The sequence below is a fragment of the Allobosea sp. GW822-FHT05A11 genome, assembly GCF_058800455.1.
In genome coordinates this window covers 228,899-254,069 of the sequence record NZ_JBXAMI010000003.1, presented here as the reverse complement: position 1 = coordinate 254,069, position 25,171 = coordinate 228,899, and the positions used below count along the sequence as shown (strand labels likewise).

Sequence of the window (25,171 nt, the reverse complement as noted above, 5' to 3'; positions counted from 1 at the left end):
CGATCAGCTCGCCAGCACGCGCTGCGGCGGGAAGGTGATCTCGACCAGCGTGCCCTCTTTCTTGACGCTGGTAATCGCCATCGCCGCGCGGTTCGCCTCGACCAGCGCCTTGGTCAGCGGCAGGCCAAGGCCCGTGCCGCCGGCGCGCCGCGTCGTCGGGACCTGGCGGAAGGGCTCGAGCGCGAGGCGGAGCTCGTCGTCGTCCATGCCGATGCCGGTATCGCGGACCCTGAGGATCGCCTCGCCCTGGTCGCCGAGCGCGGTCGAGATGATGACCTGCCCGCCGGCATCGGTGAACTTTACCGCGTTCGAGAGCAGGTTGATCGCGATCTGCCGGATCGAGCGCTCGTCGGCGACGACCGGCGGCAGCTTCGGTGACAGCCCCGAGCGCAGTACGACGCGGCCGCGTTGCGCCTCCGGCTGAAGCAGCGACACCGTCGACAGCGCGATCTCGTTCAGGTTGACGCTGACGAAGTCGAGATCGAGCTTGCCGGCTTCGATCTTGGCGAGGTCGAGCAGGTCGTTGACCAGGCTGATGACGTAGCCGCCTGACTGGTGGATGTCGCGCAGGTATTCCTTGTAGCGTTCGTTGGCGATCGGCCCGAAGCGCTCTTCCGCCATCACCTCGGCGAAGCCGATGATGGCATTGAGCGGCGTGCGGATCTCGTGGCTGATCTTGGCGAGCACGTCGGATTTCTGCGCGCTCGCCATCTCCGCCGCCTTGCGGGCATCGACCAGCTCGCCCTCGGTCTTCTTCCAGGCGGTGATGTCGCGCAGCACGGCGCAGAAGCGCGGCTCGTTGCCATGGGCGATCTGGCCCATCGTCATGAACAGCGCAATCTTGCCGCCTTGCCGCACGCGGCCCTGCACCTCGCGTCCGTCATTCATGACCGAGGCGACACCGCCGCCCTTCAGTCCTTCGAGATAGTCGAGCGCCGGCGCGTGGCTCTCGCTGGCGAAGAGCAGGGTGAACAATTCGCCGGTGACCTCGCGCTGGTCGTAACCGAACAGCGCCTCGGCAGCCTTGTTCAGCGACAGGATGCGGCCGCGATCGTCGACGGTGACGACGCCGTCCGTCGCGGTGTCGAGCATGGCGGTGAGCTCGCCGATGCGGGCATCGCGCGCATCGGCATCGAGCCGGAGCGCCTCGACCCGCGCCGCCGATTCGGCTTCCTCCGCCGCGAATTCGGCCGCGAGCTCGGCTTCTTCAGCCTCTTCCGGCGTCAGCACCGGCACGTCGCTGCCGTCGCCATTGGGATGGCGGAAGGCCATCAGCGTCGCCGGCTCGTCCTGCCAGCTCACGCTCGACAGCACGGCGTCGACGCTGACGAGATGGCCGAGCCGGTCGAGCAGCGTCATCGTGCCGCCATCGGCGCGGGCGGCTTCCTTGATCAGGCGGCTGACCTTGCCGCCGGCCTTCAGGTCGGCGAGATCGGCATAATCCAGCAGCTCGAGCAGCGTGCGGTTGGCATAGAGCGCCTCGTCGCCGCGATTGACGAGAACGGCGATCGGCAGCCGGTCGAGCACGTCGGCGTGGGAATTGCGATGGCGCGCCGGGGCGGAAGCCGCTTCGGCCTCCGCGACCGGTTTCGCCGCCGGGGTCTCTTCCTTGTCCTTGACCTGCAATGGCGCGACCGGGGGCAGGCGCGGCGTGCTCGGCTCGTCATCGCCGGCCAGTCGCGCGCCCAGTGCCTTGGCGATCTCGCGGAAGGCGTTGCGCTCGGCCGAGCTCAGATGCGCCTTCGACGGTTCGAGCACCGGTCTGATCGCGGTCAGATGCCCGTTGCGCAGCGGCACGATCTTGCCGGGCAGACGCTCGGGCTCTGGTGCAGCGGGCGCTTCGGAAGCAGGCTCTGCCGCAACATCGTCCTGCGGCTGGTCCAAATCGATCGAGGCGGCGGCTTCGTCTGCCTCCTCCTCGCGGTCGTCCTCTGGCAGATTCGAAAGATCGTCCGCCTCGGACATGCTGACCGCCGGGACTTCCTCGTCGGCCGAAGTGGCCGCGATCAAGTCTTCGGTGACAGGCCATGCGGCTGGAGCTTCCTCCATAGCGGCAAGGTCGGCCGCAGGTTGCGCATCGTCATCCTGAATGGCTTCGGCGGTCGCACCATCCTGTTCCGCCTCGACCTGCGCGTCCGCTGCCGCGGTCTTCGCCTCGGGCATCGGGAACGGGCAGCGCTCGTTGAGCCGGGCGATGCCGAAGCCGCGGAAGCCCGCGAGCTGGCGCCCGGCATCGAGCACCGGCACGCCGGAAAGCTCGACCGGCGCGGCCTCGCCCGGCGAATCGGTGCGCCACAGCAGGCCATGGCCGCTCCAGGTCGCGGGATTGGCGAAACGGTCGATCAGGCCGCCATCGCTGTCGGCGAAGACGGAGCCGAGCAGGTCATGCCAGCGCTGGCCGATCAGCCTGGCCGCAGCCGCCTGCCCGGTCAGGGTGGCGATATTGTCGGAGAGCTTGGTCAGCCTGCCCTCACGATCACTCTGCCAGAGGAAGCGGACCATGGCCGGCCTGGCGGGCGCAGGGGCCTCGCCCTGGGGCGCAGCCGGGGCGGGGGCGGCGACCGGCGCAGCTTCGGCGGGGGCGGCCTGCGGAACGGCGACGCCGAGGCGGCGCAGCTCGGAGGCCTGCACGGCGATGGCCAGAACGGAGCGCCCGTCGGGGAGCGAAACCAGCTTGCTGCCGCAGGTGACGGGAACCGCGGCGAAGCTTGCGGTCAGGCGCAGGCGCTCCAGCCGGATGCCGTTGGCGGAGGCCATGCCGCCGGCCAGCAGGTTCAGGCGCTGCCGGGTCGGTGCCGGCAGGCTCGTCTGCCCGCCGAGCAGCGCTTGTGCAGCGGCATTGGCGAAATGCGGCTTTTCGGCAGCCGGGTCCCACAGCAGCAGGGCGCCGCCGGCTGCAAAGGCTGCAAGGGCTGCGTCTTCAGCCGCTGCCATGCTCCACCTCGCCCAGTCCTCTCCGGCCTCGCTCATGCCTGCCTGCTCGTTCGATCCGCGCCCGTTATGCCTAACAAAGCCTTAATAGACCCCAAACGGCGGCAAATCCATGGAACCGAAGATCGCTCTCCCGCTTCTCATGGAAACAGCGTTAACATGGCGGCTGTCGCCAATTGTCACGCTGTTGTCATTGCAGCGCAACAATGATATTGCAGTGCACAATGATCTAGGGATGGATCACCACACGACAGGAGGATTCGATGAACGGCAAGCTGCCTTATGAAGTGCCCACAGAAATGCGCGAGTTCGCCGAGCGCAGCGTCGAGCAGGCCCGCAAGGCGTTTGACGGCTTCATGGGCGCTGCCCACAAGGCTGTGGACAATGCCCATGGCTCAGCCGAGAACGCCCGCGCCAACACGCAGGACGCGACCCGCAAGGCTATCGCCTATGCCGAGAACAATGTCGCGGCCGCGTTCGATTTCGCCCAGAAGCTGGTGAAGTCGAAGGATCTCACCGAGGTGATGCAGCACCAGTCGGACTTCCTGAAGTCGCAGGTCGCCGCCTTCCAGAGCCAGATCAAGGATCTCGGCACCGCCGCGCAGGATGCCGCGACCAAGGCCGCCGAGACCGTCAGCAAGGCGACCAAGGGTCGCTGAGGCCTGCTGATTCGGCGCCTGATGGCGCCGATGCCGCTTTTTCGGCCGGACCGCGTGGGTCCGGCCTTCGCCGTTTGCCGCTGAAGGAGAGCCGCCATGGTCAAGCCTGCTCCGACCCGGACCAAGTCCAAGGTTCCGGTCAGCCTGTCCCCGGTGAAGGCGCTGACGCCTGCACCCGCCGCGACGCCACCCGCTGCCGCGCAAGCCGAGAGGCCGAAGGTTGCCACTCCCGCGCAACCTGCCGTCACCGCTGCTCCGGCCAAGCCCGAGCCCGTCAAGGTCACCGCTCCCGCGCCGTCGCCGGTCGCAGCGGCCAAGCATGCTCCCGTGGCCAAGCCGGCTCCTCTGGCCAAGCCCGCCGTCGCGAGCACCCCGAAGAAGGCGGCGCCGGTCAAGATCCGCGTCGAGAGGCCTGTCGCGAAGGTCGCGGGGCCGAAGGTTGCCGCGAAGGCCATCAAGCCTGCCGCAGCGGTGTCCAAGGCTGTAGCTGCCGAAGTGAAGCCGGCGCTCGTCAAGCCAGCAGTCGCTGAGACGGCACCCGCCAAGCCCGCCGTCACCAAGCCCGTCGTCGCCAAGTCGGCGCCTGTCGCGGCTGCGCCGGTCGCCCCGGTCGCAAAGCCGGCGGAACCCGCTCCCGCGCCGGCCTCCAAGGCGCCGCCGCAGCCCGCTTCGCTCGATTCGCTGCCCTTGCCGCGCCCGCCCGAAGCGGCTGCCGTCGTTACAGCGACCGCGATGAGCCAGGCCTTGACCATGGCACGTGCCTTCGGAGCCCTGCAGGCCCGCATGCTCGACCATGCCTGCGCCGAGCTGGAGGCGACGCTGGGCGACGCGCAGACGCTGGCGCGCAGCAACAGCGCCTCGGAGGCGATCGCGTTGCAGGCCAAGGCGGTGCGCCGCAGTTACGAATCCTATGCCGAGCACCTGAAGGAGCTCGCCCGGACCGCCAACGCGGCCCTGCGCAAGGATTGATCCGGCGGCCGGATTCGGCGCGCGCCATCGCTGCGCCGAATTTCCGGAGCGGGAGTTGAATTACGCGGTTGCAAAAGCCGAGACTCGGCACTAGGGTCCGCGCCGCTGACGACCCCGCCGCGGCGGCCGGTCGCGAAGCCCTCGGTACGGGCAGCCATAGCTCAGTTGGTTAGAGCGCTAGATTGTGGATCTAGAGGTCCCCCGTTCAAGCCGGGGTGGCTGTACCATTCTCCTTCCGGACATCGTCGGAATTCCGCCTCGCCTGACGGGTTGCCGGCTACCGGCCGCTCCTCTTGAAGCGGCCTCTGCTCTTCGCCATATCTTGTTCAAGCGGAAGGGTTCGCCTTTCGCCCGCGGGGTGCTGCCGGCGGCGGGTCCCGATGTCTGTGAGGCGCCTTTCGAGGGCCTGGAGCGATGACGCGTACGCCTAGCCTGTCTCACCCGTTCCTGCTCGGCTTCGACGATATCGAGCGTGCGCTCGATCGCGTCGCCAAGGGCGCGAGCGAGGGTTACCCGCCCTACAATATCGAGCGGCTGACCCGGACGGAGGACGAGCCCGATCGCCTGCGCATCACGCTGGCCGTCGCGGGCTTCGCCCGGGAACAGCTCGAGATCACGCTGGAGGAGAACCAGCTCACGATCCGTGGCCGCCAGGGCGACGACAAGAATCGCCAGTTTCTGCACCGCGGCATCGCTGCCCGTCAGTTCCAGCGCAGCTTCCTGCTGGCCGACGGCATGCAGGTTCTCGGCGCCGATCTGTCGAATGGCCTGTTGGCGATTGATCTCGTTAGGCCGGAACCGGAACGGCTCATCCGGCGTATCGATATCATGAGCCGGGAGTAGAGGACGGAGACCCGTCCAGCTTTTGAAGGATGCGTCAGCGGTTTTCGCATCTGTTCATAATTGAAGGCGCAGTATCAGAACCGCATTCGCACTGCTCTGAAGGAGGGCGCGATGAAACAGGACAGCAATCTTATCCAGACCAACCCGCTGACCCCCGCGGAATTCGCCGCGCTCGGTGCTGGCGAGGTCGCCTATATCAAGTCGATGAGCTCGGACGAGCTGATGCGGATTTTCCCGCAGGCGCCGAAGATCGAGTCCGGCTTGCAGCTCTTCACCCTGCTCTCGGCCGACGGTGCTCCGATCCTCGTCACGGATTCGCGCGAGGCCGCCACGGCCAATGCCTGGGAGCATGATCTGAGGATGGTCAGCGTCCACTGACGCCGGCCATTCCGATCTTCAGGGCGCGGTCGCCATCCCGGCGACCGCTGACTGCAATCTCACGATATCGTCCGGCGTGGACAGGCGGTGATCGCCATCCTTGATCAGCGTCAGCACGACCGGGTCGCCGCTGAGATGCTCGACCAGCTTCAGCGCCTGGCGCCAGGGCACGTCGGGATCGCGCATGCCCTGCAGGATATGCACGGGGCAGCCGGCCTTGATCTCGCCGCCGAACATCAGGTGCCGGCGCCCGTCCTCGATCAGGGCGCGGGTGATCGGCGTCGGATCGGGCGAGTATTCCGAAGGCCGCAGCCAGACGCCCTCGTCGAGGATCGTCCGGCGGATGGAATCGGGCATCTGCGCCCACATCAGGTCCTCGGAGAAATCCACCGCAGGCGCGATCAGGACGAGCCCGGAAGGCTGCATGGGTGTGCCGAACAGGCGGCGTGCCGCGAGCAGCGCGATCCAGCCGCCCATCGACGAGCCCACCAGGATCGGGCGCTGACGACACTGGCTTTCGATCGCAGCGATCGCGTCGTCGAGCCAGTCCGAAAGGGTGAAGCTGCCGAAATCGCCATCGCTCTCGCCGTGGCCGCCATAGTCGAAGCGCAGGCAGGCCCGGCCGTTGGTGCGGGCCCACTCCGCCAGAGCCTCGGCCTTGGTCGCGCGCATGTCGGAGCGAAAGCCGCCGAGCCAGACGATCGGGGCGCCGGTTCCCTCCTGCAGGAGATAGGCGAGGCGGCGCTTCGTGGGGCCGTCTCCGACCTCGAGCCATTGCGGCGGCTGGCGCTCCAAGGCAAATCTCCTGTGACGAATCATCCGGCCGCGGCGATTAAAGGCTGCGGCTAGCAACCGATAGGGGCATATTCGCCCTCGTTTACGAAAGTCCAGACCGAGAGCGAATGTCCTTCAAGCCGGGTGCCCACCTTTCACTGCCTTCGACCGAAACGCATCCGCTGGCGGGGCGGACGATCCTGCAGATCATTCCCGAGCTGGAAGCCGGCGGGGCCGAGCGCACTGCCGTCGATATCGCCAAGGGGCTGACCGATGCCGGCGCACGTGCGCTGGTCGCGACCGAAGGCGGGCGCCTCGTGGCCGAGTTGCAGGCCAAGGGCGGGGTCTGGCTGCCGTTCCCGGCGGCCTCGAAGAACCCGGTCGCGATGCTCCTCAACATCCGCAAGCTCGCACTGCTCTGCAAGCAGGAAGGGGTGGAGCTGATCCATGCCCGCTCCCGCGCCCCGGCCTGGGTCGCGTTGGGCGCGGCGAGGCTGTTGAAGCTGCCCTTCGTCACCACCTATCACGGCTCCTACAACAGCCGCTCGACGGTGAAGACGCTCTATAATTCGGTGATGGCGCGCGGTGACGTCGTCATCGCCAACTCCGCCTATACCGCCGGCCTGATCATGGCGAAGCATCCGGTCGCTGGCGACCGCGTCAGGGTCGTCAATCGCGGTACCAATTTCTCCGCCTTCGCGCCGGCTGCGGTCGGGGCGGAGCGGGTGCAGGCCCTGCGCAACGCCTGGGGCGTCGAACCGCATCAGCGCATCGTGCTGCTGCCCGGTCGCCTCACCAACTGGAAGGGCCAGCGCGTCCTGATCGAGGCCGCACGCATCATGCGCGACGGCGGGGACACCGATACGGCCTTCATCCTCGCCGGCGATGCGCAGGGGAGGGACGGTTACGTCAAGGAACTCGATGCGCTGATCGCCAAGGCCGGTCTCGAGGGCCGTGTGAAGCGTGTCGGCCACTGCAGCGACATGCCGGCGGCGATGCTTTCGGCGGCAGTCGTCGCGGTGCCCTCGACGGACCCCGAAGCCTTCGGTCGCGTTGCGGTCGAAGCGCAGGCGATGGGCACACCCGTCGTGGTCTCGGATCTCGGCGCCGTGCCCGAGACGGTTCTGGCACCGCCGCAGGCCCAGCCTGGTGAACGAACCGGCTGGCGCGTGCCTCCGGGTGATGCTCCGGCTCTCGCGGCCGGCCTGAACGAGGCGCTGGCGCTCCGGCCATCCGCCAGGGATGCGCTGGCGCGACGCGCGCGGGTGCATGTCGAGCGGCATTTCTCGCTGGAGGCGATGGTCTCCGAGACGCTCGACGTCTACTGCGCGCTGCTCGGAGGCTAAGCCGGCGGGAATGCCCGCCATCGCGGTGTCATGCATTGACAACGCGCATCATTGTGCAATGTGTCTGCAACAACGGCGCGAAGCGCGCCAGATACAGGAGAATACCCCATTCGTCGTCCGTACCGCGCTGCCCCGACCCCGACCAAGGAAGGTCCCCGCTCGAACCGCGACATTCGCGGAGTGCGTGATGTTCAGCTCATCGACGATACCGGCGCCAACCGTGGCGTGGTCTCGTTCTTCGATGCGCTGAAGCTCGCCGAGGATGCCGGTCTCGACCTTGTCGAGATCGCCCCGAACTCCGTTCCGCCGGTCTGCAAGATCCTCGATTACGGTCGCTTCCGCTTTCTCGAGCAGAAGAAGGCCTCGGAGGCGCGCAAGAAGCAGCGCACCATCGAGATCAAGGAAATCAAGCTGCGTCCCGGCATCGACACGCATGACTACGACGTCAAGATGAAGGCCATGCACGGCTTCTTCGAGGAAGGCGACAAGGTGAAGGTCACCCTGCGCTTCCGCGGCCGCGAGATGGCGCATCAGGATCTCGGCGTGAAGGTGCTCGAGCGCGTCAAGGTCGATACCGCCGAGGTTGCCAAGGTCGAGAGCGACTGGCAGCTCGAAGGCCGCCAGATGGTGATGGTGCTCGCGCCGCGCTGAGGCGCAAGCGATCGCTTCTCAGGCGAGATGCAGAAAAAGGGCGCCTCGGGCGCCCTTTTTCATGTCGGCTTGCTCAGAAGGCCGTCGAGCATCGCGTCGAAGGCGTCGGTCGCGCTTTTCAGGGCCGCCTCCGGCTCCGGCGCATGCGCGATCCACTGCGCCGCATGCTGGGTCGCACCGAAGATCAGGCGCGCCACGGCCTCGGGATCGAGCGGCGCCAGCACGCCCTCGGTGACGAGCTCGTCCAGACCCCGGGTCATCATCCGGATGCAGTCGTTCTGGATCGGCCAGCTCCAGGGGTCGCCGAGCACGGCCGGCCCGTCGCGCAACGTGATACGCTGGATTTCCGGCTCCAGAGCCATGGCGAGATAGGCGGCGCATTCGTCGCGGAAGCCGGTCCAGCGATCCTCGGCCCTGGCCGAGACCGCGCGCAGCCTGACCGTCATCTCCGCATCGATCTGATCGAGCACGGCGGCGAACAAGCCCTTCTTGTCGCCGAAATGGTGATAGAGCGCGCCGCGTGTCAGCCCGGCTGCCGCCGTCAGCTCATCCATCGAGGCTGCCGCATAGCCGATCGTGCCGAACGCCTCGCGCCCAGCGGCGATCAGGCTGGCGCGGGTTTCCGCGATCATGTCGGCACGAAGTCTGCGGGCCATCATATCCTCTTCACATACGCCCCGTATGTTAATTGACATACGAGGCGTATGCAATTACCCACTGACATACGCGGCGTATGTCCGCCTTATCCGGTCCGAGCCATGCCTAACCCCTATCGCGAGATCTTCCAGGCGCCTGGCGCCTTCGCCTTTTCCTCCGCCGGCTTCATCGCCCGCCTGCCGGCCTCGATGGTCGGGCTGGGCATCGTCACCATGCTGTCGGAGCGACGCGGGGAATATGCGATCGCCGGCGCGGTGGCCGCGACCTTCGCGCTCGCCAGCGCGCTGATCACGCCGCAGGTCTCGCGTCTGGTCGACCGCTACGGCCAGCGTCGCGTGCTGATGCCCGCTGCCGCGGCCGGGGCGTTGGCGCTCGGCGGGCTGATGGTCGCGACCTGGGCGGGCGCGCCGAGCTGGCTGCTCTTCGTCTTTGCATTGCTCGCCGGCCTGATGCCGAGCATCGGCGCGATGGTCCGGGCGCGCTGGACCGAATTCTATCGCGACACTCCGCAATTGCGCACGGCTTTCGCCTTCGAATCGGTGGTCGACGAGGTCATCTTCATCGTCGGGCCGATCGTCGCGATCGGGCTCAGCGTCAGCGTGTTTCCTGAAGCGGGGCCGCTCGCCGCCCTGATCTTCCTGGTCGTCGGCGTGCCCTTGCTCTGCGCCCAGCGGCGGACCGAGCCCCCGGTTCGCGCCGATATCGCAGGACTGGATACCTCGGTCATCCGGCTCGGCGGCGTCCAGGTCGTCGTGCTCGCCATGATCGCGATCGGCGCGATCTTCGGCACGGCCGAGATCACCGCGGTCGCCTTCGCGGAAGCGCAGGGCCAGAAGGCGGCAGCAAGCCTCGTCCTCGCCGTCTATGCGGCAGGTTCGCTGATCGTCGGCCTCGTCTTCGGGGCGCTCAGGCTCAGGGCCTCGCTCGCCACGCAATTCCTCGCGGCGGTCGCGCTCGCGGCAGCGACGACTTTGCCGCTGCTCGCCGTGACCGGGCTCGCCTCGCTGGCGCTGGTCTTCTTCATGGCGGGCGCGGCGGTCTCGCCGACGATCATCATCGCCATGGGCCTGATCGAGCGTCTGGTGCCGCCGCGCCAGCTCACCGAGGGCATGACCTGGGGCATCACCGGGATCGGCATCGGCATGGCCGCGGGCGCTTCGGCCGCCGGCGTGCTGATCGATGCCTTCGGCGCACCTAGCGGCTTCTGGATCTCGGTGGGGGCGGGGGCTGCGGCGCTGTTTGTGGTCCTTGCAGGCTACAGCCGCCTGCTCGGCCTACGCGCCGAAACCCTGGTCTGCGAAGCCGCCTGAGAGCCGCCGGCGACAAGGGCCGCTCCCCAAAAGGAGCGGCCCGGTTTCAGTCGGTCCGACCTCAGCGGATCGGCGGGGCGTATTGCAGGCCGCCCTGGGTCCAGAGCTTGTTGACGCCTCGCGGCAGCGAGGTGCGGGTATTGGCGCCGAAATGCCGCTCGAAGCTCTCGCCGTAATTGCCGACGGCCTTGATGATCCGCACGACCCAGTCGTTGCTGAGGCCGAGGGATTCGCCGAACTTGCCCTCGCTGCCGAGCATGCGGCGGATTTCCGGATTCTGCGAGGACTTCGCCATCTCCTCGACATTGGCCTGGGTCACGCCGAGCTCCTCGGCATTGATTAGGGCGAAGACCGTCCAGCGCACGAGGTCGAACCAGGCCGCGTCGTTCTTGCGCACCCAGGGGCCGAGCGGCTCCTTGGAGATGACCTGCTGCAGCAGGATGTGCTCCTCGGGGTCCTTGAGCCGGCTGCGGGTGCCCGACAGCGCCGAGAGATCGGTGGTATAGGCGTCGCAGCGGCCGGCCTCGTAGGCCTGGACGGTGTCGTCGAGCGTGGCGAAGGCGACGGTCTCGAACTTGATGCCGTTGGTGCGGCCGTAATCGGCGAGATTGAGCTCCGTCGTGGTGCCCTGCGCCACGCAGACCGAGGCGCCGTTGAGATCCTTGACGTTGGTCACGCCGAGCTTCTTGCGCACGATGAAGCCCTGCCCGTCATAGTAGTTGACGGCGGTGAAGGTGAGGCCCTGGCCGATGTCGCGGCCGAGCGTCCAGGTCGTGGTGCGGGCGAGCACGTCGATCTCGCCGCTCTGCAGCGCGACGAGCCGGTTCTTGCTCGACAGCGAGAGATAGCTCGCCTTGTTCGGGTCGTTGAAGATCGCCGCCGCCAGAGCACGGCAGAAATCGGTGTCGAAGCCCTTCCAGACCCCGCCATTGTCCTGCAGCGAAAAGCCGGGCACGCCCTCGCTGGTCCCGCAGATGATGTTGCCGCGCGCCTTGATCTTGTCGAGCGTCGACTGGGCAAGCGCGGGAGCGGAGGCGGCGGCCGTCAGGGCAAGGCCTGCGGCGAGATTGAGCAGAAGCTTCTTCACGGAACTGTCTCCAGATGCGGAACACGCCTGTTGACCTTACGGCGTGACGATCGTTTGAAGAAGGCAGACGAAGGGCTGCTGCTTTTCCGGGCAGCCTCACCGGTTATTGCCGGCTTCGCACTTGCAATAGCGGTCATTTTCTGCGATAGGCCCGGCCTTCGATCGCCCGGCTGATAAGGGCTGCCGTGGCGATCGTGCTTTGCTTCCTGAAAGCAAGACATTGGCAACGCGTTCGAAAGACGCGCAGCCACGACCATTGAGGAGCTCAAATGCCCAAGATCAAGACGAAGTCGAGCGCTAAAAAGCGCTTCAAGATCACCGGAACCGGCAAGGTGATGTACGCCCAGGCCGGCAAGCGTCACGGGATGATCAAGCGGACCAACAAGCAGCTCCGCAATCACCGCGGCACCACCGTCCTGTTCGAGGGCGATGCGGCCAACGTGAAGAAGTTCTTCCTTCCCAACGGCTGACGCCACCTGACATTCCGGAGATCATGACATGGCTCGCGTGAAACGGGGCGTAACAGCCCACGCCAAGCACAAGAAGACGTTCAAGGCCGCCAAGGGCTTCTATGGCCGCCGCAAGAATACGATCCGCGCCGCCAAGGCGGCCGTCGATCGCTCGATGCAGTACGCCTATCGCGACCGCAAGAACAAGAAGCGCACCTTCCGTGCGCTCTGGATCCAGCGTCTCAACGCTGCGGTGCGCGAGCACGGCCTGACCTATTCGGCCTTCATCGGTGGCCTGATCAAGTCGGGCATCGAACTCGACCGCAAGACCCTGTCGGCCATGGCCATCGACGATGCAGCCTCGTTCGCTGCCGTGGTCGAGACGGTCAAGGGCGTGCTGGGCGCCGAAGCCAAGGCCGCCTGAGCAGCCTTGCATCGCTGAATTGGAAAAGGCCGGCGGTGACGCCGGCCTTTTTCTTTGGCTCCAACGTCATGCTCGCCCTTGTGGCGAGCATCCACGTCTCGAACACCCTCTGACCGGCGAAGACGTGGATGGTCGGGACAGGCCCGACCATGACGGCACAGCGCGTGTTACGTCTGCACGCTGCCGTTCTTTGGCGGGTTCCAGCCTTCGCCGGCGCCTTCGACGATCCGATCATAAGCCTCCTCGGGCGAATCCGCGTAGCTGAACAGCTTGAGGTCATCGGGCCGGATGAAGCCGGCCGCGGCCATCGCATCGAGGTTCAGCAGGCCTTTCCAGTAGCCGGAATCGTAGAGCACGATCGGCACTCGTCCCATCTTGCCGGTCTGGACCAGCGTCATGATCTCGAACAGTTCGTCGAGCGTGCCGAAGCCGCCGGGAAACACCACCAGCGCCGCGGCCCGCATCGCCAGATGCATCTTCCGCATCGCGAAATAGTGGAACAGGAAGGTCAGATCCGGAGTCGACCAGGCATTCGGCTCCTGCTCGTGCGGCAGGGTGATGTTGAAGCCGATCGAGATCGCGCCGGCTTCGGTCGCGCCGCGGTTCGCGGCTTCCATGATACCGGGGCCGCCGCCGGTGGCGATGACATGATGGCGGCCGGCCTCCCCATCCTGCAGCGCCCCGCCGCGTTCGGAGGCGATGTGGCCGAACTGCCTGGCGGCCTCGTACCAGGGATTGCCCTCGCGCACCCGCGCCGAGCCGAAGACGACGATGGTCGAGACGACGCCACGCGCCCTGAGCTGGTCCTCCGCCTTCTGGTATTCCAGCATGAAGCGGGCGCCGCGGGTCGAATCGCCCAGGATGAAGTCGGGGTCGAGCGCGGCCAGCCGATAGGACGGCGAATCCTTCTGGGCGGTGTTATCGGGCAAGGCATCCTCCTGCATCGGCATCGGCATCGACGGAACTCAGCCGTTTCGGCAAAGCATCGCTTCGCTCTGGCATAAGCCGGCCGTTCCCGCTAGAACGCGCCCGTTCCCACGCCTTCAAACGCTTGCGACTTAAATTCATGACCGATATCGCCATTCTGGAACGCGACGTCCTCGCCGCGATCGATACTGCCGCCGACGAAGCCGCCGTCGAGGATCTGCGCATCGCCGCGCTTGGCAAATCCGGCTCGATATCGGCGCTGCTCAAGACGCTTGGCGCGATGACGCCGGACGAGCGCAAGGAGAAGGGCCCGCAGATCAACGGCCTGCGAGATCGGGTTCAGGGCGCCATCGCGGCCCGCAAGGAAGCGCTGGGCGAGGCCGCTCTGGAAGCCCGGCTCGCTTCCGAGCGCGTCGACGTGTCGCTGCCCGTGCAGGAGGGTCCGGAAGCGCGCGGCCGCATCCATCCGATCAGCCAGGTCATCGAGGAGATCACCGCGATCTTCGGCGATATGGGCTTCGCCATCGCCGAAGGGCCGGATGTCGAGACCGACGACCTCAACTTCACCAAGCTGAATTTCCCGGTCGGCCATCCCGCGCGCGAGATGCACGACACCTTCTTCTTCGCACCGGATGAGAATGGCGAGCGCAAGCTGCTGCGCACCCACACCTCGCCGGTGCAGGTCCGCACCATGCTGGCGCAGGAGCCGCCGATCCGCGTGGTCTGCCCGGGCCGGACCTATCGCAACGATTCCGACCAGACCCACACCCCGATGTTCCATCAGGTCGAGGGGCTCGTCATCGACAAGTCGGCCAATCTCGGCCACCTGAAATGGGTTCTGGAAGAGTTCTGCAAGGCGTTCTTCGAGATCGACGACGTGAAGATGCGCTTCCGCCCGTCCTTCTTCCCCTTCACCGAGCCCTCGATGGAGGTCGATATCCAGTGCTCGCGCAAGGGCGGCGAGATCCGCTTCGGCGAGGGCGACGACTGGCTGGAGATCCTCGGCTGCGGCATGGTCCACCCGAACGTGCTGAAGAACTGCGGGCTCGACCCTGAGATCTATCAGGGCTTCGCCTGGGGCATGGGCATCGACCGCATCGCCATGCTGAAATACGGCATGGCGGACCTGCGCCCCTTCTTCGAGGCGGATGTGCGCTGGCTCGCCCATTACGGCTTCCGTCCGCTCGACCTGCCGACGCTGACGGGCGGCCTCTCCTCGTGACGGCACGGGCCGGAGAGGGGAGGGCGCGATGACGCCTGCGGGCTGGGCGGCGACGATCGCCGTGCTGCTGGTCGTGATGAACCTGGTCAGCCAGGCCATCGCGCTCTGGCGGCTACGCCGGCCCCTGCAAGGCTCGGCCCTGCTCGATACCTTGCCGCCGGTCACCATCGTCCGTCCGGTGCGCGGCATCGAGGCCTTCAGCCGCGAGACGGCCGTCTCCGGTCTCGAACTCGACTATCCCCGCTACAGCACGATCTTCTGCGTCGCCGACGCGCATGACCCGATCATCCCGCTGATCGAGGAATTGATCGGCATCCACGGCGCGGAGAAGATCCGCCTGATCGTTGGCGATGTACCCGTCAGCGCCAATCCCAAGCTCAACAACTGCGTGCGCGGCTGGGAGGCAGCAACGACCGACTGGGTCATCCTCGCGGATTCCAACGTGCTGATGCCCAAGGACTATATCCAGCGCATGCTGGCCGCCTGGCAGCCGACGACCGGTCTGGTCTGCTCGACGCCGGCCGGCTCCCGGCCGGCATGCTTCGGCGCCGAAGTCGAATGCGCCTTCCTCAACGCCTTCCAGGCGCGCTGGCAATATGTCGGCGAGGCGCTGGGCCTCGGCTTCGCGCAGGGCAAGTCGATGCTCTGGAACAAGCCCTTCCTCGACGCGAACGGCGGCATCGCCGCGCTGGGTGCCGAGATCGCCGAGGATGCGGCCTCGACCAAGCTGGTGCGCAATACCGGCCGGCAGGTCCATCTCGTCGGCCAGCCCTTCGAGCAGCCGCTCGGCCGGCGCCGATTGAGGGACGCCGTGCAGCGCCAGTTCCGCTGGGCGCGGCTCCGGCGCGTGACCTTCCTGCCCTTCTTTGCGCTGGAAATTCTGGCCACGCCCTTCCTGGCGGCTCTGCTGGCCGCTTTCGGGGCTTCCGCTCTCGGCCTGCCGGTCTGGCTGGCGCCGTTGCTTGTGCTGCTGGTCTGGTATGCCGGAGATATCGTGCTCTCGGCCAGCGTCGGCTGGTTCCTGAACTGGCGTTCGCCCTTCGCCATGCTGGCGCGCGACATCGCCTTTCCCGGCATCTGGGTTTATGCCTTCGTCGGGGGCGAGGTGAGCTGGCGCGGCAACGCCATGAAGATCCGCACCGACGGCGCCAACAAGCTCAACGATGCGGTGCCGGCTGCACCGGCACAGGCAGGGCGCGATGGCCGTTGACCTGACCGCGTCCCTGCCGGAGCGCTATCGCGGCTGTCCGAGCTTTTCCTTCGGCGACAGTCCGGAGCTGGCGACCGAACTCGCGGCGCTGGTCGTCAGCGGCCGCAAGATCGCGACGGTGAACACTCTCGATGCGCCCGATTGCCCGAAGCTGAACGAGCTTTGGGTCGTGCTCGACGGCACCGGACGGGCCGTCTGCGTCATCGAGACGCTCGAACTCATCGAGCGGCGCTTCGACGAAGTTGACGAGGCCTTCGCCTTCGACGAAGGGGAGGGCGACCGCTCCCTGGCCTTCTGGCGGGACGCCCACGAAACCTATTTTCGGCGCATCGGTGTCTTCAGCCCCGACATGCCCTTGCTTTGCGAACGCTTCCGTCTGGTGGAAGTGCTCGCCCCGATGGACGTAGACGCATGAAGTTCACGATTTCCTGGCTCAAAGAGCATCTCGATACCGACGCCTCCGTTGCGGAGATCACGGATGCCCTGACCCGCGTCGGCCTCGAGGTCGAGGCGATCGAGGATCGCGCGGCGGCGCTCTCCGCCTTCACCATCGCCTATGTCATCGAGGCAAAGCAGCATCCGAACGCCGATCGCCTGCGCGTCTGCATGGTCGATACCGGCGCGGGCGAACCCGTTCAGGTCGTCTGCGGCGCGCCGAATGCCCGCACCGGCATGAAGGGCGTGTTCTCGCCGCCGGGCAGCTATATCCCCGGCAAGAAGGTCACGCTCGGCAAGGGCGTGATCCGCGGCATCGAATCGAACGGCATGCTCGTCTCGGAAGCCGAGCTCGAGCTCTCCGACGATCACGACGGCATCATCGAATTGCCGGCCGATGCACCTGTCGGTGCGCCCTACGCTCCCTATGCCGGCCTCGACGATGCCGTGATCGAGATCGCGGTGACGCCGAACCGCGCCGATGCGCTCGGCGTCGCCGGCATCGCCCGCGATCTTGCCGCCGCCGGCATCGGCAAGCTCAAGTCGCCGGCCATCCAGCCGGTGCGCGGCTCCTTCCCGTGCCCGGTCAAGGTCACGCTCGATTTCGCCGAGGAAGACCGGAAGCTCTGCCCGGCCTTCGCGCTGCGGCTGGTGCGCGGCGTCAGGAACGGCCCCTCGCCGGACTGGCTGCAGGCGCGCCTGCGCGCCGTGGGCTTACGCCCCATCAACGCGCTGGTCGACATCACCAATTTCATGACGCTCGACCGCAACCGGCCGCTGCACGTCTTCGACGCCGCCAAGGTGAAGGGCAACCTCACAGTGCGCCGCGCGAAGCCCGGCGAGACCATCCTCGCGCTTGACGGCAAGACCTATACGCTGACCGACGAGCAGGTCGTGATCGCCGACGAGCACGGCGTTGAATCGCTTGCCGGCATCATGGGCGGCGAAGCCTCGGGCAGCAGCGAGGCGACCACCGACGTGCTGATCGAGAGCGCGCTCTGGGACCCGCTGAACACGGCCCGCTCCGGCCGTGCGCTCGGCATCAATTCGGATGCGCGCTATCGCTTCGAGCGCGGTGTCGATCCCGATTTCACACGCCCCGGCCTCGACCTCGCGACCGCGCTGGTGATCGAGCTCTGCGGCGGCGAAGCGTCCGAGATGGAATTCGTCGGCGACCTGCCGGATAGCCCCGGCGCGATCGACTTCCCCTGGTCCGAGGTCAAGCGCCTGACGGGGCTGGAGTTGCCGCAGGCGGAAATGAAACTGGCGCTGACCTCGCTCGGCTTCCATGTCTCGGGCGCTGGCGACCGCGTCAAGGTGGCGCCGCCGTCCTGGCGTGCCGATGTCGGCGGCAAGGCCGATCTCGTCGAGGAGATCGTGCGCATCGCCGGCCTCGATCGCGTCGCCTCGACGCCGCTGCCGCGCATCAAGGGCGAGGTGATCAAGCCGGTGCTCACTGTGCTGCAGAAGCGCACGCGCATCGCCAAGCGCACGCTCGCGGCGCGCGGCCTCGTCGAGGCGGTGACCTGGTCCTTCATCTCGCATGATCAGGCCAAGCTCTTCGGCGGTGGTTCGCCCAGGCTCGCGCTCGCCAACCCGATTGCGGCCGATCTCTCGGACATGCGGCCTTCGCTCCTGCCGGGTCTGATCCGTGGCGCACAGAGCAACGCCGATCGCGGCTATCCCGATGTCGCGCTGTTCGAGGTCGGCCAGATCTTCAAGAGCGACGAGCCGGAAGGCCAGCTCATCGCGGCGGCTGGCCTGCGCCGCGGCAGTGCCCGTCTCGACGGCACCGGCCGCCGCTGGGATGGTGGCGCCAAGACCGTCGACCTGTTCGATGCCAAGGCGGACGTGCTCGGCCTGCTCTCGGGGCTCGGCATTCCGACCGGCGGTCTCCAGATTGTCGCCGGCGGTCCGGCCTGGGCCCATCCCGGCCGCTCGGCCACGCTCCAGTTCGGCCCCAAGGGCGTCATCGGCGCCTTCGGCGAGGTTCATCCCAAGATCCTCAAGGCGCTCGACGTGAAGGGGCCGCTGGTCGCCTTCGAGATTCATCTCGACGCGCTGCCGCTGCCCAAGGCCAAGCCGACCAAGGTCAAGCCGAAGCTCGCGCTGTCCGACTTCCAGCCGGTGACGCGCGACTTCGCCTTCATCGTCGACAAGGCCGTGGCGGCCGGCGACATGGTCAAGACGGCGCAGGGCACCGACCGCGCGCTGATCGCCAATGTCGGTGTCTTCGATCTCTATGAAGGCGCGGGCGTCGAGGCCGGCAAGAAGTCGGTCGCGCTGGCGGTCACGCTGCAGCCGACCGAGAAGACGCTGACCGAGGCCGAGATCGAAGCCGTCGGCAGCAAGATCGTCGCCGAGATCGGCAAGCGCTACGGCGCGACTCTGCGGGGCTGATAGCGTCATCCAATAACGCGCGTCATGCTCGGGCCTGACCCGAGCATCTCGTGCCGGATGAGGCTCCCGCGCTCGTTTCGGCTGGAGATTCTCGGGTCACCGCTTCGCGGCGCCCGAGAATGACGCCGCGGGCCATCGGTCCTTCCAACCATTGATCAGGATTGTGTAATAATCCGTGCGCGAAATCCCCGCGCTTTCGGGGTAAGCGCTGACGCATTCTTGCATCTTCGCGGTCCTATGGTTCTCACCGAACGTCCCGCCACGGACAATCTGTTCCCCGGTTTTCGCCTGCTCGACGTTCAGACGTCGGGCGCGCGGATTCGCGTGCGGACGGGCGGGGAGGGGCTGCCGCTGCTGCTGCTGCACGGCTATCCGCAGACGCACATCATGTGGCGCCGGGTCGCCCCGCTGCTGGCCGAGCGTTACACCCTGATCTGCCCGGACCTGCGCGGCTACGGCGATTCCGGCAAGCCGCCGACCGCCGCCGATCACGCGCCCTATGCGAAGCGCGCCATGGCGCAGGACATGGCCGAGGTGATGAGCGCGCTGGGGCATGAGCGTTTCTTCGTCGGCTCGCATGATCGAGGCGCCCGCGTCGCGCATCGTCTGGCACTCGACCATGGCGAGCGCGTGCTGAAGCTCGCGACCCTCGACATCGCGCCGACGCGCGAGATGTATCGCAACACCACCGATGCCTTCGCCCGCGCCTACTGGCACTGGTTCTTCCTGATCCAGCCCGCGCCGATGCCGGAGCGCATGATCGAGAGCGATCCGGATTTCTACTGGACGAGCCGGCGCGCCTCGGACATGCGTCTGTTCGAGCCGGAGGCGCTTGCCGAATATCTGCGCTGCTTCCGCGATCCTGCGATGATCCATGCGAGCTGCGAGGATTATCGCGCGGCGGCGACGATCGACATCGCCCATGACGATGCCGATGGCGGCCGAAAGCTCGCCTGTCCGCTGCTGGCGCTGTGGGGCGAGCGCGGCATCATCGGGAAATGCTTCGACCCTCTGGCCTTGTGGCGCGAGCGTGCGCAGGATGTGCGCGGCCATGCCTTGCCGGGTGGTCACTATCTCGCGGAGGAGGTCCCCGATCTCGTCGCCGCGGAGTTCAAGGCCTTCTTCGGAGAAACCGCATGACCGGGACCAACCGCGTTTACCGCATCGCCGTGATCCCCGGCGACGGCATCGGCAAGGAGGTCATGCCCGAGGGCCTGCGGGTGCTCGAGGCCGCTTCGAAGAAATACGGCTTCGAGCTGCGCCTCGACCAGTTCGATTTCTCCTCCTGCGACTACTACGCCAAGCATGGCAAGATGCTGCCCGACGACTGGAAAGAGAAGATCGGCGGCCATGACGCGATCTATTTCGGCGCCGTCGGCATGCCCCAGCAGGTGCCGGACCATGTCTCGCTCTGGGGCTCGCTGCTGCTGTTCCGGCGCGAGTTCGACCAGTACGTCAACCTGCGCCCCGTCCGCCTGATGCCGGGCGTTCCTGGTCCGCTCGCCAATCGCAAGCCCGGTGATATCGATTTCTTCGTCGTGCGCGAGAACACCGAGGGCGAGTATTCCTCGGTCGGCGGGCGCATGTATGCCGGCACCGAGCGCGAGATCGTCATCCAGGAGACGGTGATGAGCCGCGTCGGCGTCGACCGCGTGCTGAAATACGCCTTCGAGCTGGCGCAGCGCCGTCCGCGCAAGAAGCTGACCTCGGCCACCAAGTCGAACGGCATCTCGATCACCATGCCCTACTGGGACGAACGGGTGAAGGAGATGGCGAAGAGCTATCCGGATATCGCCGTCGACCAGTACCATATCGATATCCTGACCGCGCATTTCGTGCTCAATCCGGACCGCTTCGACGTCGTCGTCGCCTCGAACCTCTTCGGCGATATCCTCTCCGATCTCGGCCCGGCCTGCACCGGCACGATCGGCATCGCGCCCTCCGGCAACATCAATCCAACCGGCGATCATCCTTCGCTGTTCGAGCCCGTCCATGGCTCGGCGCCCGATATTGCCGGGCAGGGCATCGCCAATCCCGTCGGCATGATCTGGTCGGGTGCGATGATGCTCGACCATCTCGGCGAGCACGAGGCGGCGAAGGGCATCGAGGCCGCGATCGAGCGCGCGCTCGGCGATGCCCGGACGCGCACGCGGGATCTTGGCGGCACGCTGGGTACCGAAGCCGCCGGCAAGGCGGTCGAGCAGGCGCTTTGAGCAGGAATTTGAACTTAAAGGTTTGAAGACATGGATTTGTCGTCGGTTTCCATTGTCGACCCGCTTGTCTGGGGCAAGCTGGCCGAGATCATCCTGTTGAATATCGTGCTCTCGGGTGACAACGCCGTCGTCATCGCGCTCGCCTGCCGGGCGCTGGCGCCGGCGCAGCGCACCAAGGGCATCGCGCTCGGCGCCGGCGTCGCGGTGGTCTTGCGCGTCGTCTTCACGGTGCTGATCGCCTCGCTGCTCAACACGCCCTTCCTGCGCATCGTCGGTGCCGGCCTGCTGATCTGGATCGCGGTGAAGCTCATCGTCGAGGACGAAGGTCAGGACGAGGATTCGATCACCGCCAGCAGCAAGCTCTGGAAGGCGGTGCAGACGGTCGCCATCGCCGACATCGTCATGAGCCTCGACAATGTTCTGGCGATCGCCGCCGTCGCCAAGGATTCGATTCCCTTGCTGATCGCCGGTCTCGTCATCTCGATCCCCCTGATCGTGCTCGGCGCCTCGCTGATCACGAACCTGCTGACGCGCTTCCCGATCCTGGTCTGGGCCGGTGCGGCGCTGCTGGGCTGGGTCGCGGGCGAGATGTTCGAGAGCGACCCCTGGCTGATCGCCCGCTTCGGCGAGGAACTGCTGCACAAGCTGGAATACCCGGCCGCGATCCTGGGCGCCCTGCTCGTGGTCGGCCTCGGCTACCTCATCAAATCGCGCCGGCCCGATCCGGCCCACTGACCATCCGGCAAAAAGGGCAAGAACAACGATGGATTTTTCCTCCTCCACCTTCTGGGTATCGCTGCTGCAGATCATCTGGATCGACCTGCTGCTCTCCGGCGACAACGCGATCGTCATCGCGCTCGCCTGCCGCTCGCTGCCGGAGAACCGCAGGAAGGTCGGCATCTGGCTCGGTGCCAGTGCGGCGGTCGGCCTGCGCATCCTCTTCGCGCTGGTCGTGACCTATCTGCTCGGCGTGCCCTATCTGAAGGTGATCGGCGGCATCCTGCTGTTCTGGATCGCGATCAAGCTCGCCGTCGGCGAGGAGGAGGCGCACGGTAACATCGAGGCGAGCGAAAGCCTCTGGAAGGCCGTGCGAACCATCGCCATCGCCGACGCGGTGATGAGCCTGGACAATGTCATCGCCATTGCCGCCGCCTCGCGCGGACATGTCGAGCTCTTCGTTTTCGGCCTGCTGCTCTCGATCCCGCTGATCATCATGGGCGCCCAGCTCCTGACCTCGATCATCGAGCGCTTCCCGATCCTGGTCTGGCTCGGCGCCGCGCTGCTCGGCTGGATCGCGGCCGAGATGATCCTCGGCGACATCGCGGTGCTGCGCTGGCTGCAGGCGAACTGGTCGACCTGGGTGGTGCCGGTTCCCACCGACGTCAGCCCGCTCGGCATCGGCCCGGCGAATGTGCCGCACTACGCGGCGGCGGTGATCGGCGCGGTCTTCGTCTGCATCGTCGGCTATGTCCTGAAGAAGAAGCCGGCCGACCAGCCGGGCTGAGCCTCAGGCGTCAATCGAGAACGATCGCAGCGGCGGCCAGGACATCCTGGCCGCCGTTTTTCATGAGACGGAGTTCACCCTGGTGATCCGTTCTCGACAGCGGATCGAAGACGTTGAAGCGCGTCTCTGACGGCAGCGAGACGCAAAAGCTCTCGGGTGGCCGGACGAAGCCGGTGCCGAGCGCCTTCACATAAGCCTCCTTCGCGGCCCAGAGCCGGGCGAAGGCAAGGGGACGAACGGCGGAGGCGGTCGCGTCCAGAAACCGCCGCTCGTCCGGATGCAGCAGGTCGAGCGGCGCAATGGCTCTGGCCTCGACGCTTTCGACGTCCACCCCAAGCGGATGCTGTGCCAGACCGATGGCGACCCCTCCGGCTCGCGTCGCCAGCGAAACGTGAAGGCCTGGCGTTTCAGGGAGGGTAAGGAGCGGCCGGCCGGCCTTGTCGTGATCGATGACGACATCGTCTTCCCGGCAACCCAGCTGGCGCGCCAGCACCTGCCGCGCGGTGCCGCGCCGCAGCGCTGCGCGTTCGGTCAGGTTGCGCGGATTGACGCCCGTCCGGACGAGCCAGATCGCGGGCAGGGCAGGAGCGATGGCATCGGCGTTGTCGAACCAGTGCATGGCCCATCTGTAGTGCTCCCGCCGCATGCTGTCGCGTCCTGCGCGGAATTCATGCAGCCGCGCTGTTCATGCGCGTTGACGTTCAAGCGGGCTTTCCGCTTCTGGAGAGAGATGTCAGCCGAACCAAACATGCCGCCGGCCGCCGGCGAAGCGCCGATCACCGCAGCCGGGATGATGCTCGGACTGCGCAAAGTCTCCGTGCTGATGCCGGGCATCGTCGTCTTCGCCGTCGCCTTCGGCGCGGCCGCGGCTGCGAAGGGGCTCTCCCTGTTCGAGACCTTGCTGATGAGCGGCTTCGTCTATGCCGGCGTCGCACAGCTGGTTTCGCTGGAGCTGTGGCGTCCCGAATGGACATGGGGCGCCATCGCCGGCATCGCCGTGGTCACCGCGACCGTCAATGCGCGCATGGTGCTGCAGGGCGCCTCGCTGCAACCCTGGTTCGCGAAATATCCCAAGGCACTCAATGCCTTCCATCTCTTCTTCTTCACCGATGCCAACTGGCTGATCGGCACGCGCTACCGGGCCGAGGGTGGGCGCGATCTCGGCGTACTGGTCGGCGCGGGACTGGCGCTCTGGCTGGTCTGGGTGATCGCGACCGGTGGCGGCTACATGCTCGGCGCGCTGGTCAGCGACCCGCGCCGCTACGGCATCGACCTGGTCATGCCGATCTTCTTCGCCGCGATGATCGTGCCGCTCTGGCGCGGCAAGCGCGGCATGGTGCCCTGGGTCGTCGCCGGCCTCGTCGCGCTGGTCACGGCCCGGCTGGTCGATGGCTACGCCTTCATCATCGTCGGCTCGCTTGCCGGCGCGATCACGGGGGCGTTCCGCGATGACGCTGCCTGACCTCGGCACCTGGGGCCCGCTCATCGCCATCACCGCGATGGCGGCGGCGACCTATCTCTGCCGCATCTCCGGCGTGGCCCTGATGAGCATCATCCCGCTGACGCCCCATGTCCGGCGCGGGCTTGCGGCCCTGCCGGGCTCGATCGTGGTGGCGACGGTGCTGCCGCTGATCGAGCGACTGGGCTGGGCTGCGGCGCTCGCGCTTCTCGCGGCGGTCGGTACCATGATCCTGCGGCGCAGCGAGCTCTTGGCGCTGCTTGTCGGCATGGCCGCGATCTCCGGTCTGCGCGCGCTCGGCTACTGATCCATCACGCGGGCCGATCGCTTCCATCACATCCCGTCATCGCGATATGCGTCGCGGCATGTTGACGGCGGGCGGTAGGGGGAGGACGGTGCGGCTGAGTTAAATCGCCTATAATGGAGCGCCGTCATGGCATGGTATTCTCAGACGTGGACCTGGTTCGATGGCTCTTGGCATGAGGGCAATCCCGGCATCGTCGGTCCGCGCAGCCATGTGCTCTGGCAGGCCTCCTCGGTCTTCGATGGCGGCCGCTATTTCGACGGCGTCGCGCCGGATATCGACCTGCACGCCGCCCGCGTGAACCGCTCGGCGACGGCGCTCGGCCTGAAGCCGACCGTCGAGGCGGACTTCATCGTCGGCAAGATGTTCGAGGGCGTCAAGAAATTCGCGCCGGGCACCGCGATCTACGTCAAGCCGATGTATTGGGGCGAGGCCGATGGTCCCTCCACCATCATGGCAGATCCGGAATCGACCCAGTTCGCGCTCTGCCTGTTCGAGGCGGCGATGCCGCAGCCGACGGCCGGTTTCTCGGTGACCAAGGGCGCCTTCCGCCGCCCGAGCTACGAGACTGCCCCGACCGACGCCAAGGCGGGCTGCCTCTACCCGAACAATGCCCGCGTGCTGAAGGTGGCGAAGGCCGCCGGCTTCGATAACGCGCTGGTGCTCGACATGCAGGGCAATGTCGCGGAGACCGCGACCTCGAACATCTTCCTCGCCAAGGACGGCGTCGTGAAGACCCCGGTCCCGAACGGCACCTTCCTGAACGGCATCACCCGCCAGCGCGTCATCAAGCTCATGCGCGAGAGCGGCATCCCGGTCGAGGAATGCAGCCTGCGCTACGAGGATTTCGAGCAGGCCGACGAGATCTTCATGTCCGGCAACTATTCCAAGTGCATGCCGGTGACCCGCATCGACAACCGCACGCTCCAGCCGGGCCCGCTCTTCCGCCGCGCCCGCGAGCTCTATATGGACTACGCCCACAGCAAGCCGAAGGCCGCCTGAGCCGAAAGGCCTGATCC

The 25,171-nt window shown here is 66.8% G+C and carries 27 protein-coding genes and 1 tRNA gene; 22 read left to right on the top strand and 6 right to left on the bottom strand.

The annotated features are described in order from the left end of the window. Nucleotides 1-3: 3 nt before the first annotated feature. Nucleotides 4-2,970, bottom strand: a complete 2,967-nt coding sequence (locus AC1RLU_RS10760) for a sensor histidine kinase (RefSeq protein ID WP_492795496.1) — start codon at nt 2,968-2,970, stop codon at nt 4-6. 73 nt (nt 2,971-3,043) lie between these two features. On the opposite strand from AC1RLU_RS10760, the gene AC1RLU_RS10755 reads away from it, so the two are divergent. The 6 genes from AC1RLU_RS10755 to AC1RLU_RS10730 all read left to right on the top strand — a co-directional run bounded on the left by AC1RLU_RS10755 (nt 3,044) and on the right by AC1RLU_RS10730 (nt 5,780). Beyond that, a complete protein-coding gene (locus AC1RLU_RS10755; RefSeq protein ID WP_162260061.1) occupies nt 3,044-3,217 on the top strand; it encodes a hypothetical protein in 174 nt (57 codons plus the stop codon). Continuing rightward, nucleotides 3,195-3,590: a phasin gene (locus AC1RLU_RS10750; RefSeq protein WP_061964781.1), complete on the top strand. Its 396-nt coding sequence runs from the start codon at nt 3,195-3,197 to the stop codon at nt 3,588-3,590. Before AC1RLU_RS10755 ends, AC1RLU_RS10750 begins: the two co-directional genes overlap by 23 nt. Nucleotides 3,591-3,686: 96 nt before the next feature. Next, nucleotides 3,687-4,559, top strand: coding sequence for a phasin family protein (locus AC1RLU_RS10745; RefSeq protein ID WP_492795495.1), 873 nt, complete (start codon nt 3,687-3,689; stop codon nt 4,557-4,559). Between the two features lie 150 nt (nt 4,560-4,709). Continuing rightward, nucleotides 4,710-4,786: transfer RNA gene (locus AC1RLU_RS10740), tRNA-His, on the top strand. Nucleotides 4,787-4,973: 187 nt separating this feature from the next. Continuing rightward, nucleotides 4,974-5,402 (top strand): Hsp20 family protein, encoded by a 429-nt coding sequence (locus AC1RLU_RS10735; RefSeq protein WP_061964777.1) that lies wholly within the window; start codon nt 4,974-4,976, stop codon nt 5,400-5,402. Between the two features lie 111 nt (nt 5,403-5,513). Further along, nucleotides 5,514-5,780: a BQ00720 family protein gene (locus tag AC1RLU_RS10730; RefSeq protein WP_061965588.1), complete on the top strand. Its 267-nt coding sequence runs from the start codon at nt 5,514-5,516 to the stop codon at nt 5,778-5,780. A gap of 18 nt (nt 5,781-5,798) precedes the next feature. Here the strand turns inward: AC1RLU_RS10730 and AC1RLU_RS10725 are convergent, their stop codons facing one another. Next, nucleotides 5,799-6,575, bottom strand: a complete 777-nt coding sequence (locus tag AC1RLU_RS10725) for an alpha/beta hydrolase (protein ID WP_492795494.1) — start codon at nt 6,573-6,575, stop codon at nt 5,799-5,801. A 107-nt stretch (nt 6,576-6,682) separates the two neighbouring features. On the opposite strand from AC1RLU_RS10725, the gene AC1RLU_RS10720 reads away from it, so the two are divergent. Both AC1RLU_RS10720 and infC read left to right on the top strand, forming a co-directional pair. Continuing rightward, nucleotides 6,683-7,900, top strand: a complete 1,218-nt coding sequence (locus tag AC1RLU_RS10720; protein WP_492795493.1) for a glycosyltransferase family 4 protein — start codon at nt 6,683-6,685, stop codon at nt 7,898-7,900. A 108-nt stretch (nt 7,901-8,008) separates the two neighbouring features. Continuing rightward, nucleotides 8,009-8,551, top strand: coding sequence for a translation initiation factor IF-3 (gene infC, locus AC1RLU_RS10715; RefSeq protein WP_061965586.1), 543 nt, complete (start codon nt 8,009-8,011; stop codon nt 8,549-8,551). Between the two features lie 59 nt (nt 8,552-8,610). Here the strand turns inward: infC and AC1RLU_RS10710 are convergent, their stop codons facing one another. Then, nucleotides 8,611-9,207 (bottom strand): TetR/AcrR family transcriptional regulator, encoded by a 597-nt coding sequence (locus AC1RLU_RS10710; RefSeq protein ID WP_061965584.1) that lies wholly within the window; start codon nt 9,205-9,207, stop codon nt 8,611-8,613. Nucleotides 9,208-9,309: 102 nt separating this feature from the next. Between AC1RLU_RS10710 and AC1RLU_RS10705 the strand changes: the two genes are divergently transcribed. Continuing rightward, the gene (locus AC1RLU_RS10705; RefSeq protein WP_113587497.1) at nt 9,310-10,518 is read left to right on the top strand and encodes an MFS transporter; all 1,209 of its coding nucleotides are present in this window, start codon (nt 9,310-9,312) and stop codon (nt 10,516-10,518) included. Nucleotides 10,519-10,579: 61 nt separating this feature from the next. Here AC1RLU_RS10705 and AC1RLU_RS10700 read toward each other — a convergent pair whose 3' ends face one another. Next, on the bottom strand, nt 10,580-11,605 hold the full coding sequence (locus AC1RLU_RS10700; protein WP_061964769.1) for an amino acid ABC transporter substrate-binding protein: 1,026 nt from the start codon (nt 11,603-11,605) through the stop codon (nt 10,580-10,582). A 269-nt stretch (nt 11,606-11,874) separates the two neighbouring features. On the opposite strand from AC1RLU_RS10700, the gene rpmI reads away from it, so the two are divergent. Together rpmI and rplT are read left to right on the top strand one after the other, a co-directional pair. Further along, entirely contained in the window at nt 11,875-12,075 is a 201-nt protein-coding gene (gene rpmI / locus AC1RLU_RS10695; protein ID WP_061964767.1) for a 50S ribosomal protein L35, read from the top strand. Between the two features lie 28 nt (nt 12,076-12,103). Beyond that, on the top strand, nt 12,104-12,478 hold the full coding sequence (rplT, locus tag AC1RLU_RS10690; RefSeq protein ID WP_061964765.1) for a 50S ribosomal protein L20: 375 nt from the start codon (nt 12,104-12,106) through the stop codon (nt 12,476-12,478). A gap of 167 nt (nt 12,479-12,645) precedes the next feature. On the opposite strand, the gene AC1RLU_RS10685 is transcribed toward rplT, so the two are convergent. After that, entirely contained in the window at nt 12,646-13,422 is a 777-nt protein-coding gene (locus AC1RLU_RS10685; protein WP_492796203.1) for an LOG family protein, read from the bottom strand. A gap of 122 nt (nt 13,423-13,544) precedes the next feature. Here AC1RLU_RS10685 and pheS point away from each other — a divergent pair, with 122 nt between their 5' ends. The 8 genes from pheS (at nt 13,545) to AC1RLU_RS10645 (ending at nt 22,389) form a co-directional block, all read left to right on the top strand. Continuing rightward, complete coding sequence (pheS, locus tag AC1RLU_RS10680) at nt 13,545-14,627, top strand: phenylalanine--tRNA ligase subunit alpha (protein ID WP_492795492.1); 1,083 nt, start codon at nt 13,545-13,547, stop codon at nt 14,625-14,627. Between the two features lie 28 nt (nt 14,628-14,655). Continuing rightward, a complete protein-coding gene (locus AC1RLU_RS10675; protein ID WP_492795491.1) occupies nt 14,656-15,837 on the top strand; it encodes a ceramide glucosyltransferase in 1,182 nt (393 codons plus the stop codon). After that, nucleotides 15,827-16,252 (top strand): ASCH domain-containing protein, encoded by a 426-nt coding sequence (locus tag AC1RLU_RS10670; protein ID WP_492795490.1) that lies wholly within the window; start codon nt 15,827-15,829, stop codon nt 16,250-16,252. The genes AC1RLU_RS10675 and AC1RLU_RS10670 overlap by 11 nt, the downstream gene beginning before the upstream one ends. Continuing rightward, nucleotides 16,249-18,672, top strand: coding sequence for a phenylalanine--tRNA ligase subunit beta (gene pheT, locus AC1RLU_RS10665; RefSeq protein ID WP_492795489.1), 2,424 nt, complete (start codon nt 16,249-16,251; stop codon nt 18,670-18,672). The genes AC1RLU_RS10670 and pheT overlap by 4 nt, the downstream gene beginning before the upstream one ends. Before the next feature lie 237 nt (nt 18,673-18,909). After that, nucleotides 18,910-19,812 carry an alpha/beta fold hydrolase gene (locus AC1RLU_RS10660; protein WP_492795487.1) on the top strand — a complete coding sequence of 301 codons (903 nt, stop codon included), beginning with the start codon at nt 18,910-18,912 and terminating at the stop codon, nt 19,810-19,812. Then, complete coding sequence (locus AC1RLU_RS10655; protein ID WP_492795486.1) at nt 19,809-20,885, top strand: tartrate dehydrogenase; 1,077 nt, start codon at nt 19,809-19,811, stop codon at nt 20,883-20,885. The genes AC1RLU_RS10660 and AC1RLU_RS10655 overlap by 4 nt, the downstream gene beginning before the upstream one ends. Before the next feature lie 30 nt (nt 20,886-20,915). Next, the gene (locus AC1RLU_RS10650; RefSeq protein WP_492795484.1) at nt 20,916-21,620 is read left to right on the top strand and encodes a TerC family protein; all 705 of its coding nucleotides are present in this window, start codon (nt 20,916-20,918) and stop codon (nt 21,618-21,620) included. A 28-nt stretch (nt 21,621-21,648) separates the two neighbouring features. Beyond that, nucleotides 21,649-22,389, top strand: a complete 741-nt coding sequence (locus AC1RLU_RS10645; protein WP_061964747.1) for a TerC family protein — start codon at nt 21,649-21,651, stop codon at nt 22,387-22,389. A gap of 10 nt (nt 22,390-22,399) precedes the next feature. Here AC1RLU_RS10645 and AC1RLU_RS10640 read toward each other — a convergent pair whose 3' ends face one another. Next, on the bottom strand, nt 22,400-23,008 hold the full coding sequence (locus tag AC1RLU_RS10640) for a 4'-phosphopantetheinyl transferase family protein (RefSeq protein WP_492795483.1): 609 nt from the start codon (nt 23,006-23,008) through the stop codon (nt 22,400-22,402). Nucleotides 23,009-23,119: 111 nt separating this feature from the next. On the opposite strand from AC1RLU_RS10640, the gene AC1RLU_RS10635 reads away from it, so the two are divergent. The 3 genes from AC1RLU_RS10635 (at nt 23,120) to AC1RLU_RS10625 (ending at nt 25,154) form a co-directional block, all read left to right on the top strand. Then, nucleotides 23,120-23,851, top strand: a complete 732-nt coding sequence (locus AC1RLU_RS10635) for an AzlC family ABC transporter permease (protein WP_492795481.1) — start codon at nt 23,120-23,122, stop codon at nt 23,849-23,851. Then, nucleotides 23,838-24,155, top strand: coding sequence for an AzlD family protein (locus AC1RLU_RS10630; protein WP_091855850.1), 318 nt, complete (start codon nt 23,838-23,840; stop codon nt 24,153-24,155). Before AC1RLU_RS10635 ends, AC1RLU_RS10630 begins: the two co-directional genes overlap by 14 nt. A 126-nt stretch (nt 24,156-24,281) precedes the next feature. Beyond that, the gene (locus AC1RLU_RS10625; RefSeq protein ID WP_061964739.1) at nt 24,282-25,154 is read left to right on the top strand and encodes a branched-chain amino acid aminotransferase; all 873 of its coding nucleotides are present in this window, start codon (nt 24,282-24,284) and stop codon (nt 25,152-25,154) included. Nucleotides 25,155-25,171 lie beyond the last annotated feature (17 nt).

Coding starts and splice junctions, on each gene's coding strand:
- AC1RLU_RS10760 (WP_492795496.1), bottom strand. CDS start 2,970: ATGAGCGAGGCCGGAGAGGACTGGGCGAGGTGGAGCATGGCAGCGGCT.
- AC1RLU_RS10755 (WP_162260061.1), top strand. CDS start 3,044: ATGGAACCGAAGATCGCTCTCCCGCTTCTCATGGAAACAGCGTTAACA.
- AC1RLU_RS10750 (WP_061964781.1), top strand. CDS start 3,195: ATGAACGGCAAGCTGCCTTATGAAGTGCCCACAGAAATGCGCGAGTTC.
- AC1RLU_RS10745 (WP_492795495.1), top strand. CDS start 3,687: ATGGTCAAGCCTGCTCCGACCCGGACCAAGTCCAAGGTTCCGGTCAGC.
- AC1RLU_RS10735 (WP_061964777.1), top strand. CDS start 4,974: ATGACGCGTACGCCTAGCCTGTCTCACCCGTTCCTGCTCGGCTTCGAC.
- AC1RLU_RS10730 (WP_061965588.1), top strand. CDS start 5,514: ATGAAACAGGACAGCAATCTTATCCAGACCAACCCGCTGACCCCCGCG.
- AC1RLU_RS10720 (WP_492795493.1), top strand. CDS start 6,683: ATGTCCTTCAAGCCGGGTGCCCACCTTTCACTGCCTTCGACCGAAACG.
- AC1RLU_RS10710 (WP_061965584.1), bottom strand. CDS start 9,207: ATGGCCCGCAGACTTCGTGCCGACATGATCGCGGAAACCCGCGCCAGC.
- AC1RLU_RS10705 (WP_113587497.1), top strand. CDS start 9,310: ATGCCTAACCCCTATCGCGAGATCTTCCAGGCGCCTGGCGCCTTCGCC.
- rpmI (WP_061964767.1), top strand. CDS start 11,875: ATGCCCAAGATCAAGACGAAGTCGAGCGCTAAAAAGCGCTTCAAGATC.
- rplT (WP_061964765.1), top strand. CDS start 12,104: ATGGCTCGCGTGAAACGGGGCGTAACAGCCCACGCCAAGCACAAGAAG.
- AC1RLU_RS10685 (WP_492796203.1), bottom strand. CDS start 13,422: ATGCAGGAGGATGCCTTGCCCGATAACACCGCCCAGAAGGATTCGCCG.
- pheS (WP_492795492.1), top strand. CDS start 13,545: ATGACCGATATCGCCATTCTGGAACGCGACGTCCTCGCCGCGATCGAT.
- AC1RLU_RS10675 (WP_492795491.1), top strand. CDS start 14,656: ATGACGCCTGCGGGCTGGGCGGCGACGATCGCCGTGCTGCTGGTCGTG.
- AC1RLU_RS10670 (WP_492795490.1), top strand. CDS start 15,827: ATGGCCGTTGACCTGACCGCGTCCCTGCCGGAGCGCTATCGCGGCTGT.
- pheT (WP_492795489.1), top strand. CDS start 16,249: ATGAAGTTCACGATTTCCTGGCTCAAAGAGCATCTCGATACCGACGCC.
- AC1RLU_RS10660 (WP_492795487.1), top strand. CDS start 18,910: ATGGTTCTCACCGAACGTCCCGCCACGGACAATCTGTTCCCCGGTTTT.
- AC1RLU_RS10655 (WP_492795486.1), top strand. CDS start 19,809: ATGACCGGGACCAACCGCGTTTACCGCATCGCCGTGATCCCCGGCGAC.
- AC1RLU_RS10650 (WP_492795484.1), top strand. CDS start 20,916: ATGGATTTGTCGTCGGTTTCCATTGTCGACCCGCTTGTCTGGGGCAAG.
- AC1RLU_RS10645 (WP_061964747.1), top strand. CDS start 21,649: ATGGATTTTTCCTCCTCCACCTTCTGGGTATCGCTGCTGCAGATCATC.
- AC1RLU_RS10640 (WP_492795483.1), bottom strand. CDS start 23,008: ATGCACTGGTTCGACAACGCCGATGCCATCGCTCCTGCCCTGCCCGCG.
- AC1RLU_RS10635 (WP_492795481.1), top strand. CDS start 23,120: ATGTCAGCCGAACCAAACATGCCGCCGGCCGCCGGCGAAGCGCCGATC.
- AC1RLU_RS10630 (WP_091855850.1), top strand. CDS start 23,838: ATGACGCTGCCTGACCTCGGCACCTGGGGCCCGCTCATCGCCATCACC.
- AC1RLU_RS10625 (WP_061964739.1), top strand. CDS start 24,282: ATGGCATGGTATTCTCAGACGTGGACCTGGTTCGATGGCTCTTGGCAT.